This is a genomic window from Acinetobacter sp. AS23, from assembly GCF_023612055.1.
Classification (GTDB): Bacteria; Pseudomonadota; Gammaproteobacteria; order Pseudomonadales; family Moraxellaceae; genus Acinetobacter; species Acinetobacter oleivorans.
This window is the reverse complement of record NZ_CP082274.1, coordinates 3495581-3513362: the sequence shown is the minus strand read 5'-3', so window position 1 is coordinate 3513362 and position 17782 is coordinate 3495581. Positions and strand designations below refer to the sequence as shown.

At 41.4% G+C, this 17782-nt stretch carries 16 protein-coding genes; 13 read left to right on the top strand and 3 right to left on the bottom strand.

Annotation, left to right across the window (positions count from 1 at the left end; translation table 11 throughout):
* The first annotated feature begins 66 nt into the window (after window positions 1-66).
* From edd to K6I41_RS16620, 4 genes are all read left to right on the top strand, one after another.
* Complete coding sequence (edd, locus tag K6I41_RS16635) at window positions 67-1920, top strand: phosphogluconate dehydratase (protein WP_005302207.1); 1854 nt, start codon at window positions 67-69, stop codon at window positions 1918-1920.
* Window positions 1921-1940: 20 nt separating this feature from the next.
* Window positions 1941-2570 (top strand): bifunctional 4-hydroxy-2-oxoglutarate aldolase/2-dehydro-3-deoxy-phosphogluconate aldolase, encoded by a 630-nt coding sequence (gene eda / locus K6I41_RS16630; RefSeq protein ID WP_005302210.1) that lies wholly within the window; start codon window positions 1941-1943, stop codon window positions 2568-2570.
* Between the two features lie 186 nt (window positions 2571-2756).
* Complete coding sequence (locus K6I41_RS16625) at window positions 2757-4115, top strand: GntT/GntP/DsdX family permease (RefSeq protein WP_004698779.1); 1359 nt, start codon at window positions 2757-2759, stop codon at window positions 4113-4115.
* 17 nt (window positions 4116-4132) lie between these two features.
* Entirely contained in the window at window positions 4133-4645 is a 513-nt protein-coding gene (locus tag K6I41_RS16620; protein ID WP_192455142.1) for a gluconokinase, read from the top strand.
* A 70-nt stretch (window positions 4646-4715) separates the two neighbouring features.
* Here the strand turns inward: K6I41_RS16620 and K6I41_RS16615 are convergent, their stop codons facing one another.
* Window positions 4716-5981: a glutamate-5-semialdehyde dehydrogenase gene (locus K6I41_RS16615; protein WP_005302218.1), complete on the bottom strand. Its 1266-nt coding sequence runs from the start codon at window positions 5979-5981 to the stop codon at window positions 4716-4718.
* Window positions 5982-6280: 299 nt separating this feature from the next.
* Here K6I41_RS16615 and K6I41_RS16610 point away from each other — a divergent pair, with 299 nt between their 5' ends.
* Entirely contained in the window at window positions 6281-7594 is a 1314-nt protein-coding gene (locus K6I41_RS16610; RefSeq protein ID WP_250374806.1) for an alpha/beta fold hydrolase, read from the top strand.
* A 53-nt stretch (window positions 7595-7647) separates the two neighbouring features.
* On the opposite strand, the gene K6I41_RS16605 is transcribed toward K6I41_RS16610, so the two are convergent.
* Both K6I41_RS16605 and nagZ read right to left on the bottom strand, forming a co-directional pair.
* On the bottom strand, window positions 7648-8490 hold the full coding sequence (locus K6I41_RS16605; RefSeq protein ID WP_250374805.1) for a class I SAM-dependent methyltransferase: 843 nt from the start codon (window positions 8488-8490) through the stop codon (window positions 7648-7650).
* A gap of 80 nt (window positions 8491-8570) precedes the next feature.
* Entirely contained in the window at window positions 8571-9590 is a 1020-nt protein-coding gene (gene nagZ, locus K6I41_RS16600) for a beta-N-acetylhexosaminidase (protein WP_250374804.1), read from the bottom strand.
* 192 nt (window positions 9591-9782) lie between these two features.
* Between nagZ and K6I41_RS16595 the strand changes: the two genes are divergently transcribed.
* The 8 genes from K6I41_RS16595 (at window position 9783) to K6I41_RS16560 (ending at window position 17772) form a co-directional block, all read left to right on the top strand.
* Window positions 9783-11966 carry a carboxy terminal-processing peptidase gene (locus K6I41_RS16595; protein WP_004794726.1) on the top strand — a complete coding sequence of 728 codons (2184 nt, stop codon included), beginning with the start codon at window positions 9783-9785 and terminating at the stop codon, window positions 11964-11966.
* A 138-nt stretch (window positions 11967-12104) separates the two neighbouring features.
* Window positions 12105-13394 carry a glycosyltransferase family 4 protein gene (locus K6I41_RS16590; protein WP_250375804.1) on the top strand — a complete coding sequence of 430 codons (1290 nt, stop codon included), beginning with the start codon at window positions 12105-12107 and terminating at the stop codon, window positions 13392-13394.
* 24 nt (window positions 13395-13418) lie between these two features.
* The gene (locus K6I41_RS16585) at window positions 13419-13970 is read left to right on the top strand and encodes a phosphatase PAP2 family protein (protein WP_013198979.1); all 552 of its coding nucleotides are present in this window, start codon (window positions 13419-13421) and stop codon (window positions 13968-13970) included.
* 99 nt (window positions 13971-14069) lie between these two features.
* Entirely contained in the window at window positions 14070-14270 is a 201-nt protein-coding gene (gene iscX, locus K6I41_RS16580) for a Fe-S cluster assembly protein IscX (RefSeq protein WP_003654869.1), read from the top strand.
* Window positions 14271-14383: 113 nt separating this feature from the next.
* On the top strand, window positions 14384-14815 hold the full coding sequence (gene ndk, locus K6I41_RS16575) for a nucleoside-diphosphate kinase (RefSeq protein WP_003654870.1): 432 nt from the start codon (window positions 14384-14386) through the stop codon (window positions 14813-14815).
* 123 nt (window positions 14816-14938) lie between these two features.
* The gene (gene rlmN / locus K6I41_RS16570; protein ID WP_004794719.1) at window positions 14939-16174 is read left to right on the top strand and encodes a dual-specificity RNA methyltransferase RlmN; all 1236 of its coding nucleotides are present in this window, start codon (window positions 14939-14941) and stop codon (window positions 16172-16174) included.
* A 15-nt stretch (window positions 16175-16189) separates the two neighbouring features.
* Complete coding sequence (gene pilW, locus K6I41_RS16565) at window positions 16190-16990, top strand: type IV pilus biogenesis/stability protein PilW (RefSeq protein ID WP_250374803.1); 801 nt, start codon at window positions 16190-16192, stop codon at window positions 16988-16990.
* The gene (locus K6I41_RS16560; protein WP_005302244.1) at window positions 16981-17772 is read left to right on the top strand and encodes a helix-turn-helix domain-containing protein; all 792 of its coding nucleotides are present in this window, start codon (window positions 16981-16983) and stop codon (window positions 17770-17772) included. The genes pilW and K6I41_RS16560 overlap by 10 nt, the downstream gene beginning before the upstream one ends.
* The last annotated feature ends 10 nt before the right edge of the window (window positions 17773-17782 follow it).

The following is a 17782-nucleotide window of genomic DNA, read 5'->3' as shown; positions in this document are numbered from 1 at the left end:
ATAAAAAATATATCATTTGGTCTATTTTTCTTTTCCGGCTTATCCGGTTGTACAGGAGCGTCCAGCATGGACTTGCCGAATCCAATATTGGCAAAAGTGACCGAGCGTGTAATCGCCCGTAGTCAAAAAACTCGTTCTGCATATTTACAACGTATTGAACATGCACAAGGCAAATTTCCTGCTCGTGGGGCACTTTCATGTGCCAATCTGGCTCATGGTTTTGCCAGCATGGATGACAATGAAAAATTAATTATTAAAGTAGGTCGTGAACCAAATATTGGCATTGTGTCGTCATATAACGAAATGTTGTCGGCTCATGCACCTTATAAAACATTTCCAGATTTAATTAAAACAGCCGCTCGTGAAAATGGTGGCGTGGCACAGTTTGCAGGTGGTGTTCCTGCAATGTGTGACGGTATTACCCAAGGTAATGCTGGTATGGAACTCTCATTGTTCTCTCGTGAAACCATTGCGATGAGCACAGCGATCGCATTGTCTCATAACATGTTTGACGCAGCTTTGTGTCTAGGTGTTTGCGACAAGATCGTGCCGGGCTTGCTCATTGGGGCTTTGCAGTTCGGCTATTTACCTACTATTTTTGTGCCAGCTGGCCCAATGACGAGTGGGCTATCTAACGATGAGAAAGCTAAAATTCGCCAGCAATTTGCAACGGGTCAAGTTGGTCGAGATGCTTTGCTAGAAGCTGAGTCAGCTGCTTATCACGGACAAGGGACTTGTACTTTTTACGGTACAGCCAACAGTAACCAGATGCTGATGGAAGTCATGGGCTTACATTTGCCAAGCGCTGCATTTGTTCATCCTCACACACCATTACGTGATGCACTTACCGCAGAAGCTGCGATTCGTGTACTTGATTTAACAGTTGAGCGTGGAAACTACACGCCGATTGGTCATGTTGTCGATGAAAAAGCAATTATAAACGGCATCGTGGCGTTACTCGCTACAGGTGGTTCAACCAACCATACTTTGCATTTAATTGCGATTGCTCGTGCCGCTGGCATCTTGATTGACTGGGATGACTTCGATGAATTGTCAGCTGTTGTTCCATTGCTCGCAAAAATCTATCCAAATGGTAAGGCCGATGTAAACCATTTCCAAGCTGCGGGTGGGGTTGCTTTCCTCATTCGTAACTTACTGGAAGCTGGCTTGTTGCATAACGATGTAACGACAGTGGCTGGTAAAGGTTTGCAACATTACACAAAAGAACCAAAACTGATTGATGGCAAGCTCACTTGGGTTGATGGTGTGGTTCAAAGCCTTGATGACAAAGTTCTACGTAGCATTGACGAGCCGTTTCAACCAGATGGCGGCTTGCGCTTAATGCAAGGTCGCCTTGGTCGTGGTGTTATCAAGATTTCTGCTGTTGCGCCAGAGCACCGTAAAGTTAAAGCTCCGGCAATCGTGTTTGATTCTCAAGAAGCAGTACAAGCAGCATTTGATCGTGGTGAGTTACACCGAGATTTTATTGCAGTCGTTCGTTTCCAAGGTGCGCGTGCCAACGGTATGCCTGAATTGCATCGCTTAACGCCTGTGTTGGGTGTTTTACAAGATCAAGGTTTCCACGTTGCTTTAGTTACTGATGGACGTATGTCTGGTGCTTCAGGCAAAGTTCCTGCGGTGATTCATTTATCTCCAGAAGCCTTGCTAAATGGGCCGATTGCTAAAGTTCAAACAGGCGATATGTTGATTATTGATGCTGAGGCCGGCGTACTCGATGTCGAAATAGATGAACAGACTTGGCAGTCGCGTCCTGTTGCACAGCCAGAACATCAGGCAGAAAACGAAGTTGGTTTTGGCCGTGAATTATTTGGTGTTTTCCGTGCTGCTGCTGCACCAGCTGAACATGGAGCATCTGTATTTGGTGCATTAGTTGGTGAAACTTCACCAGAGCAGATTTGAGTCAAAGGAACTGAAAAATAATGATTAAAATTGAAGATATCGTCAAATTAGGCCCAGTCATTCCAGTATTGGCATTTGATTCTGCTGAGCAAGGTGAAGATGTATCACGTGCTTTACATGCTGGTGGTGTAAAAGTCCTTGAAATTACGTTGCGTACCGCTGCGGGTCTTGCTGCTATTGAGCGTGCTAGCCAATTGGCAGATGACATTGTGGTAGGTGTGGGAACGATTACCAAGCCAGAACATTGTGCTCAAGCTAAAAAAGCAGGCGCTCAATTTGGTGTTTCTCCTGGTTTGACCAAAGATCTGCATTTGGCTGCACAAGATGCTGGCTTACCTTTATTACCGGGTGTGATGACACCAAGTGATCTGATTCAGGCGATTGAGTTAGGTTATGAGATTGTGAAGTTCTTTCCAGCTCAACAAGCAGGTGGAGTTGAGATGCTAAAAGCATTTTATGGTCCATTTCCAAACTTACGTTTTTGCCCGACTGGCGGAATTACGGCAGAGTCAGCGCCAGATTTCTTAAAGCAACCAAACGTAGTGTGTGTAGGTGGTTCATGGTTAACGCCTAAAGCTGCTGTAGCTGCACAAGATTGGGCTGAAATTACTCGCTTAGCGCAAATTGCGAGTCAGTTGAGAGCACTGTAAATGTAGTCAATATTTATAAAAAATGAAGTGCATTCTATGTGCTTTAAGGCTGTATTGAGGTGGCCAGTTTGTGCTGGTCACACCTAAATATAAAAATTTAGTGTCTTAACAGTAGGAATTACTGTGGTTGAAGACCTTTGTTTGGGCAGTGTGCCTAAATAGCATTATTCCAAGGAGAAGTATCACATGGAGACCGTTCAGGGTGGCATGTTGCTTATCTACACTGTAATCGCGATTATTGCATTGGTTGTTATGATCGCGAAGTTCAGAATTTATCCCTTTTTAGTTCTTATCATTGTTTCACTCGGTTTAGCTTTAGCTGTTGGCATGCCAATGGGCGATATTGTTAAATCATATGAAGCTGGTACTGGAAAAACCTTAGGCCACCTTGCGATTGTAATCGCGCTCGGAACGATGCTCGGCAAAATGATGGCCGAGTCGGGTGGTGCTGAGCGAATAGCAATTACTTTAATTAAATGGTTTGGTGAGAAAAATATTCACTGGGCCATGATGTTTATTGCCCTTATTGTTGGTCTTCCCGTATTTTTCGAAGTCGGTTTTGTTCTACTCATTCCAATTGCATTTAACATTGCGAAACGGACAGGCAAGTCCTTACTGGTTGTTGGTTTGCCGATGGTTGCTGGTTTGTCGGTTGTGCATGGTTTAATTCCGCCACATCCAGCAGCTTTGCTGGCAGTGCAGGCATATCATGCTGATATTGGTAAAACGATTGCTTACAGTTTAATCGTGGGTGTTCCAACAGCTATTGTGGCTGGGCCTTTGTATGCACTCTGGATTAATAAATACGTCAAATTGCCTGAAAATAACCCGTTAGCAAAGCAGTTTGTTGATGCAGATACGACTAAGACCCGTGAGTTACCAAGCTTTGGGATTACCTTATTTACGATTATGTTGCCTGTCGTACTCATGTTAATCGGAAGTTGGGCTGATCTGTTCTTTGCACCAAAAACTTTCGCAAATGATGTACTACGTTTCATTGGTACTTCTGATATCGCGTTGCTTATTGCTGTACTGGTCAGTTTTATTACCTTTGGTACGATGCAGGGCTTTAACCGTGAACAAATTGAAAAATTCTGTGGCGGGTGTTTAGCTTCTATTGCCGGGATTATGTTGATTGTAGGTGCAGGTGGCGGTTTTGGTGGCATTTTACGTGACACCGGTATTTCTGATGAGATTGTATCTACAGCTTTGAAGGCAAATTTATCGCCGTTATTGTTGGGCTGGTTTGTTGCAGCATTAATTCGTTTGGCAACAGGTTCTGCAACGGTGGCTATGGCTACCGCTTGTAGCATTGTTGCTCCAATTGCAGCTACGGCTGGCGTTGCTGTTAGACCGGAACTTTTAGTCCTTGCGACGGGTTCAGGTTCATTGGTGTTCTCACATGTAAATGACGCAGGATTTTGGCTAATCAAAGAATATTTTGGTATGACAGTAGGGCAGACACTCAAGACTTGGTCGGTATTGGAAACGATCATTTCAGTGTTGGGTTTATCTTTCACGCTACTGCTTAGCACTATTTTATAATTAAAGGTGAGTAATCCATGATTGTGATTGCAATGGGTGTCTGTGGAACAGGTAAAACCCTGATTGGTGAATTATTATCAGAGCGTTTGGCTTGTGAATTTCTCGACGGTGATACGCTTCATTCGGCTGCAAATAAAAGTAAGATGAGCCAAGGAATTCCTTTAACTGATGATGATCGTCTGCCATGGTTACAGGCGATTCGTCAGGTGATTGAAACCAAACAAAGAGATGGTGAAACAGCTGTATTTACATGCTCATCTTTAAAGCGCATGTATCGCGATATTTTGAGGGGGCAAGATCAAAATATTAAGTTTGTGTACCTCAAAGGCTCTTATGAATTATTACAAGAAAGACTTGCAGCACGATCAGGTCATTTCTTTGATCCATCATTGTTACAAACTCAGCTAGATACATTAGAAGAACCGGATCTTCATGAAGCAATAACGATTGATATTGCTTTGACACCTGAACAGATTGTTGCGCAAGTCATGCAACAACTTGGTGTAGTTAGTGATGTCTGCCAAGAATAATCATAGAAAAGTTTAAATGATAAAAAACGCCTGATATTGATCAGGCGTTTTTTTTGAAGTGTTAAATCGGTTATTGGCGAATTTGACCGTCACCCAACACAATCCATTTCTGAGAAGTTAAGCCTTCTAAACCAACTGGACCGCGGGCATGAATTTTATCTGTAGAAATACCAATTTCTGCGCCTAAGCCATATTCAAAGCCATCAGCAAAACGAGTTGATGCATTGATTACAACTGAGCTTGAATCTACGCGAGCCAAGAACTGACGAGCCAACGTGTAGTTTTCAGTCACGATTGCATCGGTGTGATGTGAACCATATTTGTTGATATGGTCAATTGCTTCATCAATGCCACTTACTACCTTAACTGCAAGAATTGGCCCTAGATATTCGGTATACCAATCTTCTTCTGTCGCTGGTTTTACAGAGGCACCTAAAATACGGCGTGTTTCTGGACAGCCACGTAGCTCAACTTGTTTTTCAGCATACAGTTCAGCAATGCGTGGTAAGAAAACATCTGCAATTTTTTCATCAACCAGCAGAGTTTCCATCGCATTACAAACGCCATAACGATGTGTTTTGGCATTTAATGTAATCGGTAAAGCTTTTTGCAAATCTGCTTGTGCTTCAACAAATACATGGCAGTTACCATCAAGATGCTTAATGACCGGAATACGCGCTTCGTTGGTGACACGTTCAATTAAGCTTTTGCCACCACGGGGAACGATTACATCTACATATTCCGCCATGGTAATAAGATGACCAACAGCCGCGCGGTCAGAAGTGTTAATCACTTGAACTGAATCTTCAGGTAAGCCAGCAACTTTTAAGCCATGCTTAATCGCTTCAGCAATTGCTTTATTTGACTCGAGTGCTTCTGAACCACCACGTAAAATAATGGCGTTGCCCGATTTAATGGCTAAAGATGCAGCTTCAAGGGTTACGTTTGGACGTGATTCGTAAATCATCCCAACAACACCTAAAGGCACACGCATTTTACCAATTTGAATGCCTGTGGGGCGATATGCAAGATCCGTAATTTCCCCAATTGGATCGACAAGTGCAATCACATCTTTTAGACCTTGCAACATTCCTTTAAAACGTGCGGGCGTAAGTTCAAGACGATCAAGCAATGCGCTGTCGAGCTGATTGCTACGACCTTTATCCATGTCGATTTGATTCGCTGCCAAAATTGCTGCCTGATTATTTTCTAAAGCAGTATAAATAGCAGAGAGTGCATGGTTTTTTAGTGAGGTTGAAGCACTTGTAAGGACACGAGAGGCCTGACGTGCTTGTTGCCCAACTGTTTGCATATATTGTTCAATTGAATCTTGCATAGCATTTTTTAATCATTTACCAATGAGTAAGATAGTAGCAGTCAAATGCGGAACAATGAATGGCTTTTTTTGAAAAATGTGACCGCCATAAAAAAACATTTAAATATTTTGCAAACTATTAGCGACTTAAACAAGATGAGCGGTCATTTGAGCGATTGCGTATATTTCACACAATTGTTTAGAATGTTATTGTGCAATACAAACTAATACAAATTTTAAAGTTTTGTGCATAAAAGATTACGTGTTCAAGAAGGAACTCTTGCAGCATAAAAAAATTACAGCAAGGAGGAAGCAAGGATATGAATTCCATTATTCAAATGGATTCGGAGATCAACCAAGCTTATGCCGGTTTTGGCTTTTTCGATATCTACCATAGAGATAGTTTTAAACAACCTGCTCGTACCACATGGATTGACGGCTGGAAAATTGAATATATGGCGATTGCCGACCCAAAAACGATTCACAATACGCCAATTGTGATTGTGGGCGGAGCTTTCCAGAATTTTAATTCTTATAAATATTGTGTTGAACAATTGTTTGAAAGTGGTCCGGTCATATTAATTGATTTACCTTCTATGGGCGCAAATCAGCAAATTACCAATCGGGACACAGGAGTATCAGCAGGTACTTTAGAGCTACCTGATTTGTCTAAAATGTTAGGACGCTGGTTAGATATTGTGGGACTACAAAAAGTTTCTGTGATGGGAATGTCTTTGGGGTCAGTGATTGCTTCTTGCTTTGCTTATCACCGTCCAGAATTAATGGATCGCATGATTTTGATGGGCGTTATGCAAAAGACCCGAAAAAGTTGGCGAATGATTTTGGAAGAGTCGCTCAAGCTCATGCAAGAAAACCGCATGGAAGAGTTTGGGCAAGCTGTAATTTTATATTTAGTTAATCATGCAAAATTAGATAAAACCCGCATGTCACCAACAGCCAAAAAATTATTTTTTAGGCAAATGGCTGAGTTTACGGGTACAGAGAGAGAACGTTACGAAATTAACTGTAATCGTCTTTTACGGTTAACTGATGTACCCATTCCAGAGTGTAAAACGCTAGTTGCAGCAGGGCAGTACGATAGTTTTACTCTGCCTCATGAAAATGCAAACTTTGCTTTGCAATGCCCAGATATGGAATTTGCACTTATTGCAAACGCAGATCATGTACCTCAATTGCAGCGCCGTAAAGAAACCATGAGTTTGTTCACTTCATTTTTGAAAGGGGAATCTATCCAAAATCTGGATGGCATTATTCCTATGACACGTGAACAAATGCAAAACATGGAGCGCCGTGGTGAAGAGCGAGTTCGGGTTTTGCAACCAAAAACCCAACTTACTCACCGAGAGTCTGATGTAGAGGTACCTGTAACGATCGTTGATGTCACTTTCTTCGGTATGTATTTAAAAATGCATGATTTTTCGCAGCTTGATTTTGTGAATGATCATCCACGTGATTTGGCACTACATTTAGAAGATGAGGAAGGTAGCTTTGCAATTGAGTGCTTAATTTTTGAGAGTACAGAGCAAGGCATTCGAGCTTTATTTAAACATGGTAGTTTCGAACTTGCTGATCGTTTAAGCCGTTTTATTACTCGTCAAAAACAAGCAGCTTAATAATATAGTTAGAGATGGAAGCTCATTTATTCCGAGCTTCCATTTTTTATTTGTTATTTTATTTGTGCGTGAATGGTCCAGACCAAGTCACCTAAATGTTGCTCATGACTATCTTGAGAAGCTTGTCCAAAGAAAATTTGTGGTTGTTCCACGCTAACTTGATCGAACTCTGTATCTTTAAAAAAGTCTTCAACTTCTTTGGGGCTTTTGAAGTGAAAACTAAACGAGCTTCGAGACATTAATTTCAATAATTTACTGCTATTCCAGATAATACTGGCAAGTTTGTTTTTAAATGGTTCAGGGTAGAGGTCAGTTAAATAATGAAAATTTTTAAAAGACGAACCATAGTGAGCAATTGATTGAATCAGCTGTTTTAATAAATTTTTATCAAAATAATTAATTAAACCTTCACTAATCACAACTAGCGGGCGGTTCGAGTCAAATACTTCAAATGCTTGTGCAAAAGCTTCTGTAAATAAATCAACTGATAAAACTTCAGGTGCATTGTTTTCAATTTGCTGTAACGCATTTTGTTTGGTTTGTGCCATATCGGGTAAATCAAGCTCCCGATAGGTAATCGAAGGGTAATGTTGTCTAAACCACCAGCCACGTGGAGACAGGCCACATGCTATTTCTAGAACTTGTAAATCAGGACTTTCTTGAATGAGTTGTTCTAAGTGATGATCAAGCATGGTGTGGCGCTGTTTGAGCGTCGTGCGCATGCTACCGCCCACATATTTCTCAGCCCAAGACTCTATCGGATGAACCAAATATGCTAGTGATTTGCCTTTGGTAGTGGCAAGTGCTTCATGAGAGATCCCCATTTGATACCAGATATAGCCTGTATAGTGGGCTGTAAAAGAGATATGGCGGTGTTTTGAAAGTTGTTGTGTCATTCGTCCTGAGCTCGATTTATTGTTTTTGTGTGGTTTGACTGATGATCGAGACCATCAGTCAAATATACGTTTAACTCAATTTAGATCGAATTTTTAAACTCTTCAATGGTTGTTTTGACAGCTTGCCACTCGTCGCCAAGCGATAAGATTTCACCAATCTGAATTTGTGGAATTTGACCACGCATGCGTTCAAGGCGTTCTTGATTTGGTAGCTCTAGGTTTGCAATACCTTCAAGTGCTGTACATGCCGCACTACGGTCATTACACACGAGCCCCATATCACAACCCGCGGTTAAAGCAGCTTGAATACGTGCATCTGCGCCACCTGCTACACATGCAGCTTGCATGCTTAAGTCATCAGAGAAAAGTACACCATCAAACTTCAAACGGTTGCGTAGAACTTCTTGAATCCAGAACGGTGAAAAACCTGCTGGATTTGGATCGATCTGATCATAAATCACATGTGCAGGCATGAGCGCATCAAGCTGAGGCATAAGCTTAATGAAGCTTTGCATGTCATGGTTGTAAATTTCGTCATAGCTGCGGCTGTCAATTGCGGCTGCGACATGAGAGTCTGCTTTTACTGAACCGTGGCCCGGGAAGTGTTTGCCCGTGTTTGCCATTCCAGCTTTTTTCATGCCTTGCATAAACGCGCCAGCAAGCGGTGCGATATCCTCAATATTTCTAGAGAAACCACGGTCACCGATCACATCACTAATTGCATTAAGGTCTAAAACGGGTGCAAAACTAAAATCGATACCTACAGCCAAGACTTCAGTTGCCATGAGCCAACCGCACTGTTCAGCTAGTTCAAGTGCTTTTTGAGGTTGAGTAATATAGAGCTCACCGAAACGACCCATGGCCGGTAATAAGGTAAAACCTGATCTTAGGCGCTGAACTCGACCACCTTCTTGGTCGACAGCAATTAAAATATCTGGACGAATTTGACGCATATGGTCCGTTAATGCACGGACTTGTTGTGGAGATTCAATATTTCGTGCAAATAAAATCATGCCACCGACTTGCGGAGCGCGTAATAGTTCAATATCTTCTTGAGTAAGTTCTGTGCCGGCGATGTCCAGCATCAATGCGCCAATCATATTGGTTCCATTTGAATTTTGATTGAAAAACAATAAGCGAATTTTGCAATGTTTTGCTACATTTTGTCAGTACAGAATATGATAAAACTACACGGTATAAACAATTTAGTTGGTTAAGATTTTGAATCTGCTTAGTTCATATCGAAAACAGAGCGTGTAAGATAGGAACACCCAAGGAAGTATTAAAAATTTATGAAACTTCAAACTATAGCTTGTGCAGTAGCGATCGCGACTGGCGGTTTATTCTTCACTCATACGATGAATGAAGCGAGAGCAGCAACCAATACTGCTGTGGTTTCTCAATCGATCCAGCCAACGCAAGAACAGGCTTTGGTGGCTCGCCAACTGGCAACTTTAGTTGATCGCCAACATTATTTGAATATGCGTCTGGATGCGACGACATCAAATCGTATTCTCGATATGTATTTAGATAGTCTTGATCCGGATCACTCACTATTTTTAGACGCTGAAGTTCAAAATTATAAAAAACTATATGGTTCAAATTTTGGTGCTTCTTTAAAAGCGGGGAATTTGACTGGACCATTTGCAATTCATCAGCAATATCGTGAACGCTTAAAACAATTTTATGAGTTCATGTTAGCCGAGCTTAAACAGCAGCAAAATTTAAAACAGCCAAATAGCTATATTGAAGTTGATCGTGAAAAAGCACCGTATTTTAAAACATCGGCTGAGCAACAAAATCACTGGCGTAAAATGTTGGTTTCACAGTTAATCAACTTAACGATTAGCCGTGAAGAAGAGCAGGCGAAACAAAAAGCGCTTAAAGAAAATCCATCACTTGCTGATGGTCAAGATTTAACTGGCCCAGAAGATTTAACACCAGCTCAGACTTTAACTAAACGTTATACGCGTCAGCTTGAAAGAATTAGTCGTGTGAAAAGCGATGATGTGTTGGATAAAACATTAAATGCCATGTTGGCAACTTATGATCCACACAGTAACTATTACCCACCAATCGATGCGATAGAATTGAATCGCCAAACGACCTTGCAGCTTGAGGGTATTGGTGTGTCGATTCGTCCAGAGCGTGGAAATGAAGATTACACCAAGATTGAAACCATTGTAGAAGGTGGTCCTGCAAGTAAGTCTGGCCAAGTGAAATCAGGAGATCGAATCGTTGGAGTCGCCCAAGAAGGCGAGAAAATGATTGATGTGGTTGGTTGGACAAGTTCTGAAATTGTTGGACTCATTCGTGGTAAGCGTGGAACCAAAGTCACGTTAAAACTTCTTGGTGCTGGCGCATCAATGAGTCAAGCACGTAATGTGACCTTAGTGCGTGATGTGATTCAAGAAGAAGATGCTGGTGTTCGTTCACGTACAGTTGAAGTGACACGTGATGGTAAAAAGCATGTGTTGGGCGTGATTGAAATTCCATCATTCTATTTTGACTATCGTTCACGTCGTGCGGGTCAACAATATCGTTCAGTTTCTGAAGATACAGCAAATGCTTTTGAAGCGTTAAAAGCGAAAAAAGTAGAAGGTATTATTATCGACTTGCGTAATGACCCAGGTGGTTCATTAGAAGAAGTTGCACGTATGCTGGGTCAAGTGATTAAGTCAGGTCCAGTGGTTCAAATTCGTGATGGCAATGGCAACGTAAGTGTTTTTGAAGACAACGACGGTGGTCAGCAAGTTTACACAGGGCCTCTTGCTGTAATGGTGAACTTGGCATCTGCATCTGCAAGTGAGATTTACTCTGCTGCAATCCAAGACTATGAGCGCGGTATTATTATTGGTAGCACAACGACTGGTAAGGGTACAGCTCAGGTTCAACTTGATACTTTGGCATACGGTCAAGCGACTTTAACTCAGCGTAAGTTCTACCGTATTACAGGTGGTAGTACACAAAATAAAGGTGTAGTGCCAGACATTAAACTCGTCGATATCTATAACGAAGAGTTTGGTGAACGTAAATCGAAGAATGCGTTGAAGTGGGACACAATTCCTACAGCACCATTTAAACGTGAAGGCTCTGTGCAACCTTATGTGGCCAAGTTATCTCAATTCTCTGAACAACGTGTTGCTAATGATGCCCAGTTTAAATATCTAAATAAACGTACCGCGATTGCTAAAGTTACGAGTGATCAGAAACAAGTGGTGCTTGATATTGATAAACGCCGTGCTGAATTACTTGGTTTAGAGAAACAAACTTTAGATGCAGAAAATGAACGCCGTGCTGCAACAGGTCAAAAGCCTTTTGCAAACTGGGAAAGCTATCAAGCTTCATTAGATGCTCTAGCTGAATCTCGCGCTAAAATGAAAGCATCTCAACGCCCTGCATTACCAGAGGAAGAAACTTTTGTGACTGAAGCTGCAAATGTACTCATGGACTATGCAAAATTGCAAAACCGCTAAGTATTACTAGGTCTTAAGAGAAAAGCATGCTGTTATCAGTGTGCTTTTTTTATTTTTCATGTCAGTAAACTGTCACGCATTTATCATCAAAATGTCAAAAAAACTGCTTAATCTTTAAGCATGAAAATAAATACATTGATGGATGGCGCTATGCAAAGCTCATACGCGACAGCACTATTAAAACAACAGCAACTTCCTGAAAGCTTCCAATTCTTTTTTAAACAAAAGCAGCAGCTATCTAATCCACATTCATTGCATGATTTGGTGCGCCCACGTTTAAAAATTGCGATTGTGACGGAAACTTGGCCACCTGAAATTAATGGTGTGGCACTTTCATTATTACAACTATGCCAAGGTTTACAAAAGCAGGGGCATAAGATTTTACTGATTCGTCCAGAGCAAAAAGCAAAATGCCATGACTTTACGCCAGAGCAAGAATGTCTGGTGATGTCACAGGCTATTCCCAAATATCCGGCTTTGCAGTTTGGTTGGCCACAATATCTAAAAGTATCGAAAGCTTTTGAAAAGTTTGTACCGGATGTGGTGCACATTGTGACCGAAGGACCATTAGGTTTAACTGCCATGCAAGCCGCTAAGGCAAAATCTATTCCGGTTTCTAGTGGCTTTCATTCGCCATTTCAAGATTTTAGTCGATTCTTCGATTTGGCTTTTTTGGTTAAACCGATTCAAAAATACCTATGCTGGTTTCACAACAATACTCAAGTGACTTGTGTGCCAAGTAAAGATACACAAGAAGCATTACGCGGTTTTGGTATTACTTGCCCGCTGGTTGTTGTTGGCCGCGGCGTAGACACAAAGAGATTTTCACCAAAGCATCGCTCTGAAAATTTACGAAAACAATGGGATGCCGATGAGAATACTCGCGTTATGCTTTATGTAGGGCGTTTGTCGCCAGAAAAAGAAGTGCAAGTACTCATTGAAAGTTATGCCAACTTACAAACTGTTCAGCCGCATAAAACTAAATTAGTGATAGTGGGCGATGGCCCGGATTTTGCTCGTTTAAAGTCATTACCTGAAGCGAAGGGTGTTATCTTTACCGGAAGTTTGAGAGGTCAAGATTTGGCGGCTGCCTACGCGAGTGCAGATGTATTCGTATTTGCGAGTCAAGTTGAAACGTTTGGTAACGTAGTTTTGGAGGCGATGGCAAGCGGTTTGCCAGTTATCGCGTATGATTATGCATGTGCACATCAATATTTAACCCATGGTGTGAATGGCTGGTTAAGCCCACTTGGACAAAAAAGCCACTTTATACAACAAATTTATCAGCTTCCTTCAGTACAACAACTTAGAGAAATGGGCGTACAAGCCTGTCATAAAGTACAGCAAAGCGGTTGGCAACTTCCGGTTCAGCAATTGGAGCAGGCATTTTATCAGGTAGTGAAGGAGCCCTCGGTGGACTTCACCTAAGTATCCTAAAATAGGAGAATGACCATGAAATTTAAGAATGCAAAAATAAAAATACTAGATTTAGATTTAAGAGGCTGTTTATATCTTAATAATTTCTCTCACTCACAGCGCGTTGCCCTTTTCTTTAAAATTATCAGTCGTGTGGGTGATGGTCCATTTTGGTATCTAATGCTGGCAATCGTGTGGGGGATGCAAGGCATCACCTATAGCCTGCAAATCATCTACTTGTTATTAGGTGGTTCTATTGGCACGGCAATCTATAAATTTTTAAAACATAAGACAACACGACCTCGCCCTTATCAAGTGCATCAGGTGATTGTGCTCGGTGAGAGACCACTTGATCATTTTAGCTTTCCATCGGGTCATACACTTCATGCCGTGATGGTGACAATTGTGTTGGGTTATATCCAGCCCGCTTTGCTTGCGGCGATGTTTCCTTTCATGGTGCTTGTAGCCTTGTCTCGTATGGTGCTTGGTCTTCATTACCCAAGTGATGTGATTGTCGGTGCACTTATTGGTGCGGCGGTCGCGGGTATGATTATCTTTATGGCTCCACTATTGAACATCGCCTTATAAGTATCGGTAATTTTTATCAGCTTAAGCTATCGATTAGGTTTGTGGATTTGCTAAAGTACACAGTTCGTGATTTAGCAGATTAAACAGATAGGAGCCGCTATGGGCTTACGTTGGACAGATACGATTGATATTGCCATTGAATTGTCAGAAGCACATCCAGAAGTTGATCCGCAATGGATTCGTTTTACCGATTTACATGCATGGGTATGCGCATTACCAGACTTCAATGATGACCCAAATAAATCGACAGAAGGATTGCTAGAAGGGATTCAAATGGCCTGGATAGACGAAGTTCGCTAAAAACAGTAGAAAAAATCGCAACTTTTACACATTCAAAGCTGATTATTGCCTATGACATCGGTATAATGCGGCAAATTTTTCAATGTTTAAATTTTAAAATAAAGGAGCCACTCATGGCTATTGAACGTACTTTGTCTATCGTAAAACCTGATGCAGTGTCTAAAAACCACATCGGTGATATTTTTGCTCGTTTTGAAAAAGCGGGTTTAAAAATTGTTGCGACTAAAATGAAACACCTTTCTCAAGCTGATGCTGAAGGTTTCTATGCTGAGCATAAAGAACGTGGTTTCTTTGGTGACTTAGTTGCATTCATGACTTCTGGTCCAGTTGTAGTATCTGTTCTTGAAGGCGAAAATGCAGTTCTTGCACACCGTGAAATCTTAGGTGCTACAAACCCTAAAGAAGCAGCTCCTGGCACTATCCGTGCTGACTTTGCTGTAAGCATCGATGAAAACGCTGCTCACGGTTCTGACTCAGTTGCTTCTGCAGAGCGTGAAATTGCTTACTTCTTTGCTGACAACGAGATCTGCCCACGCACTCGTTAATCGAAAGCATTCAAACCAGATAAGTGGTATACTACTTATCTGGTTTTTTTATTCTCTCAAGAGAATATTGTTTGATTCTTGAACAATATCTTCAGTTTTTTGACATGGTTTAGGTAAATACACATGAGTTCTGCAGAGGTCGTTTCATCTGAAAATCTTGATGGACAGCAGCAATCTTCGTCCACGCTGGTAATTCCTGCTGCCGAAAATAAAGTGAATTTACTCGGCATGTCTCGTACTGAATTAGAAAAATTCTTTGAAGATATTGGTGAGAAAAAGTTTCGTGCCGGTCAGGTCATGAAATGGATACATCAATACTTCATTACTGATTTTGCTGAAATGACCAATATTTCAGGGAAATTGCGCGCGAAGCTTGAACAGATTTGTGAAATCAAAGCTCCTGAAGTGGTTCACCGTCATTATTCAAAAGATGGTACACGTAAGTGGGTTTTTCGTGTGGGCGATGGTGCAGGTTCTTTAGTTGAAACTGTATTAATTCCTGCCGAAGATAAAACAGGCTTGCGCAAGACTTTGTGTATTTCGTCACAAGTCGGTTGTGCATTAGACTGCTCATTTTGTTCAACAGGCAAACAAGGTTTCCAACGTGATTTAACGCCAGATGAAATCATTGGACAACTTTGGATGGCAAACTATTCCTATATGGAAGAAGTGCCCGTTGCGGAGCGCGAGCGTTCAGTGACCAATGTCGTGATGATGGGTATGGGTGAACCATTGCTCAACTATGATGCCGTATTAAGCTCAATGCAGATTATGCTTGATGACTTTGCTTATGGCATGTCTAAGCGTCGTGTGACTTTATCAACATCAGGTGTTGTACCTAAAATTGATCAGCTTGCAAAAGACATTGATGTTGCTTTAGCAATTTCTTTACATGCACCAAACGATGAATTACGTAATGAATTAGTGCCAATTAATAAAAAATATCCATTGGCTCAGTTGATTGCAGCATGTCAGCGTTATATTGCCAAAGATGGTAATGAAAGTACGCGTAAACATGTGACTATTGAATATGTGATGTTAGAGGGTGTAAATGATCAGCCTGAACATGCACAGCAAATGATTAAATTATTAAAAAACCTACCAAGTAAAATTAATTTAATTCCATTTAACCCGTTCCCGCATGCACCATATGGTCGCTCAAGCCGAAATCGAATTATCTCGTTCCAAAAAACTTTGTCTGATGCTGGATTTGTGTGTACGATTCGTCAAACACGTGGTGATGATATTGATGCTGCATGTGGACAGTTAGTCGGTCAAGTGGCCGATAGAACTCGCCGTGCTGAACAGTGGCAGAAGAAAGTCACACAGCGTCAAGAGATTTTGCGTACACAGGGATAAAATTGAGGGCAGGCTTTGAGTACTCCAAAGTTAAAAACGGTATTATGTATGGGGGTTGCAGTTGCATTTCTGGTAAGTGGTTGCCAGACAACGCATGTGCAAAAGAAAGACCCAGAAAAAGCGGTAAAAGTACGTACACAACTTGCTGCTGAACATATCCGTTCGGGTGACTTGGATTCAGCAAAGCGAGCTCTTGATCAAGCTTTAAGTGTAGATAGCCGCGATGCAACGGCAAATATGATGATGGGTATTTTACTACAGCAAGAAGGTAGTAAGCCGAACTTAGAAAAAGCAGAACATTACTTTAAACGAGCAATTTCATCTGAACCAGATAATGCTCAAGCACATAATAACTATGGTACGTACTTGTATCAAATGGAACGCTATAATGATGCGGTCGAGCAATTTCGTATTGCTGGTACAACATTGGGTTATGACCAACGCTATCAGGCGTTAGAAAATCTGGGGCGTATTTATTTAAAATTGGGTGATGTTGCGAATGCTGAAAAAACATTCAAACAAGCACTCCTTGCTAACCGCGACTCTTATATTTCAATGTTAGAGTTAGCGGAAATTTTTTATTTGCAGCAGCAGATTCCGGCTGCTACACAAATGTATGAGCAATATGTTCATACAGTGGGGCAGAAAAATCAGGGTGCAAGAGCACTTTGGATTGGTGTAAGAGTGGCTCGAGCCAATGCGGATAAAATGGGAATGCAAGTGTTAGTAAACCAGTTACGTGCTTTATTCCCGGAAAGTCCAGAATATCAACGTTATTTGCAATTACAGTATAGTACTGAGGCCGTATGGAAATAAATCCTAATTCACAGCAGCCAACTGGCTCAAGCTTACCGACTTCTGCTTTAGGAAATATTCAACGTCCTGGTGAGTATTTACGTCAAATTCGAGTTGCTCAGAATAAAGAGTTAGGGCAAGTTTCTTCAGATTTAAACATGCCGGTTAAGACTCTAACAGCTTTAGAGCAAGATGATTACAAGTCATTGCCAGAAGCTACTTTTATCAAGGGCTATTACCGTTCATATGCAAAATATTTAAATACAGATGCGACGGCAATTATTCAGCGCTTTGATGAAATTTATGCAAATGATACCGGGCTTTTACCAAACCATGCCTTAAACAACTCACCGATTAAAATCATGGGTAAACTCCCTGGTTCTAATAGTGACCGTAATAAGAAATGGTTGAAGCGTGCACTTCTTGCAATCGTGGTTATTGCTGTTGTGTCATTGATTGTCATGGGTATTCAAAAATGGACTTCTAAGAAAGAAGATGCTGATTTACCTAAAGTAAATCAATCTAGTGTTGAAGTTTTGCCTATGAAAGGAAATGCCACCTCAACAGTGGGTGATCAATTGGTGCTAAACTTTAACCGTCCAACGTCTGTTCATATTGTTGATGCAACAGGTAAAGTTTTGGCGACAGGCCGTCAGTCATCAACTTTAAACTTAAACGGCGAGTCTCCATTTCAGATTCGTCTTGATGATGCAACTGCGGTGTCATTAAGTTTAAACCAAGAACAGATTTCATTGTCTCCATATACGGTAAACGGTAAAGCTGAATTCCGTTTATCCCGCTAATACCATGAGT

What these genes read in the sequence shown, in the direction of transcription:
- edd (WP_005302207.1), top strand. Translation starts at nt 67, where the DNA reads ATGGACTTGCCGAATCCAATATTGGCAAAAGTGACCGAGCGTGTAATC.
- eda (WP_005302210.1), top strand. Translation starts at nt 1,941, where the DNA reads ATGATTAAAATTGAAGATATCGTCAAATTAGGCCCAGTCATTCCAGTA.
- K6I41_RS16625 (WP_004698779.1), top strand. Translation starts at nt 2,757, where the DNA reads ATGGAGACCGTTCAGGGTGGCATGTTGCTTATCTACACTGTAATCGCG.
- K6I41_RS16620 (WP_192455142.1), top strand. Translation starts at nt 4,133, where the DNA reads ATGATTGTGATTGCAATGGGTGTCTGTGGAACAGGTAAAACCCTGATT.
- K6I41_RS16615 (WP_005302218.1), bottom strand. Translation starts at nt 5,981, where the DNA reads ATGCAAGATTCAATTGAACAATATATGCAAACAGTTGGGCAACAAGCA.
- K6I41_RS16610 (WP_250374806.1), top strand. Translation starts at nt 6,281, where the DNA reads ATGAATTCCATTATTCAAATGGATTCGGAGATCAACCAAGCTTATGCC.
- K6I41_RS16605 (WP_250374805.1), bottom strand. Translation starts at nt 8,490, where the DNA reads ATGACACAACAACTTTCAAAACACCGCCATATCTCTTTTACAGCCCAC.
- nagZ (WP_250374804.1), bottom strand. Translation starts at nt 9,590, where the DNA reads ATGATTGGCGCATTGATGCTGGACATCGCCGGCACAGAACTTACTCAA.
- K6I41_RS16595 (WP_004794726.1), top strand. Translation starts at nt 9,783, where the DNA reads ATGAAACTTCAAACTATAGCTTGTGCAGTAGCGATCGCGACTGGCGGT.
- K6I41_RS16590 (WP_250375804.1), top strand. Translation starts at nt 12,105, where the DNA reads ATGGATGGCGCTATGCAAAGCTCATACGCGACAGCACTATTAAAACAA.
- K6I41_RS16585 (WP_013198979.1), top strand. Translation starts at nt 13,419, where the DNA reads ATGAAATTTAAGAATGCAAAAATAAAAATACTAGATTTAGATTTAAGA.
- iscX (WP_003654869.1), top strand. Translation starts at nt 14,070, where the DNA reads ATGGGCTTACGTTGGACAGATACGATTGATATTGCCATTGAATTGTCA.
- ndk (WP_003654870.1), top strand. Translation starts at nt 14,384, where the DNA reads ATGGCTATTGAACGTACTTTGTCTATCGTAAAACCTGATGCAGTGTCT.
- rlmN (WP_004794719.1), top strand. Translation starts at nt 14,939, where the DNA reads ATGAGTTCTGCAGAGGTCGTTTCATCTGAAAATCTTGATGGACAGCAG.
- K6I41_RS16560 (WP_005302244.1), top strand. Translation starts at nt 16,981, where the DNA reads ATGGAAATAAATCCTAATTCACAGCAGCCAACTGGCTCAAGCTTACCG.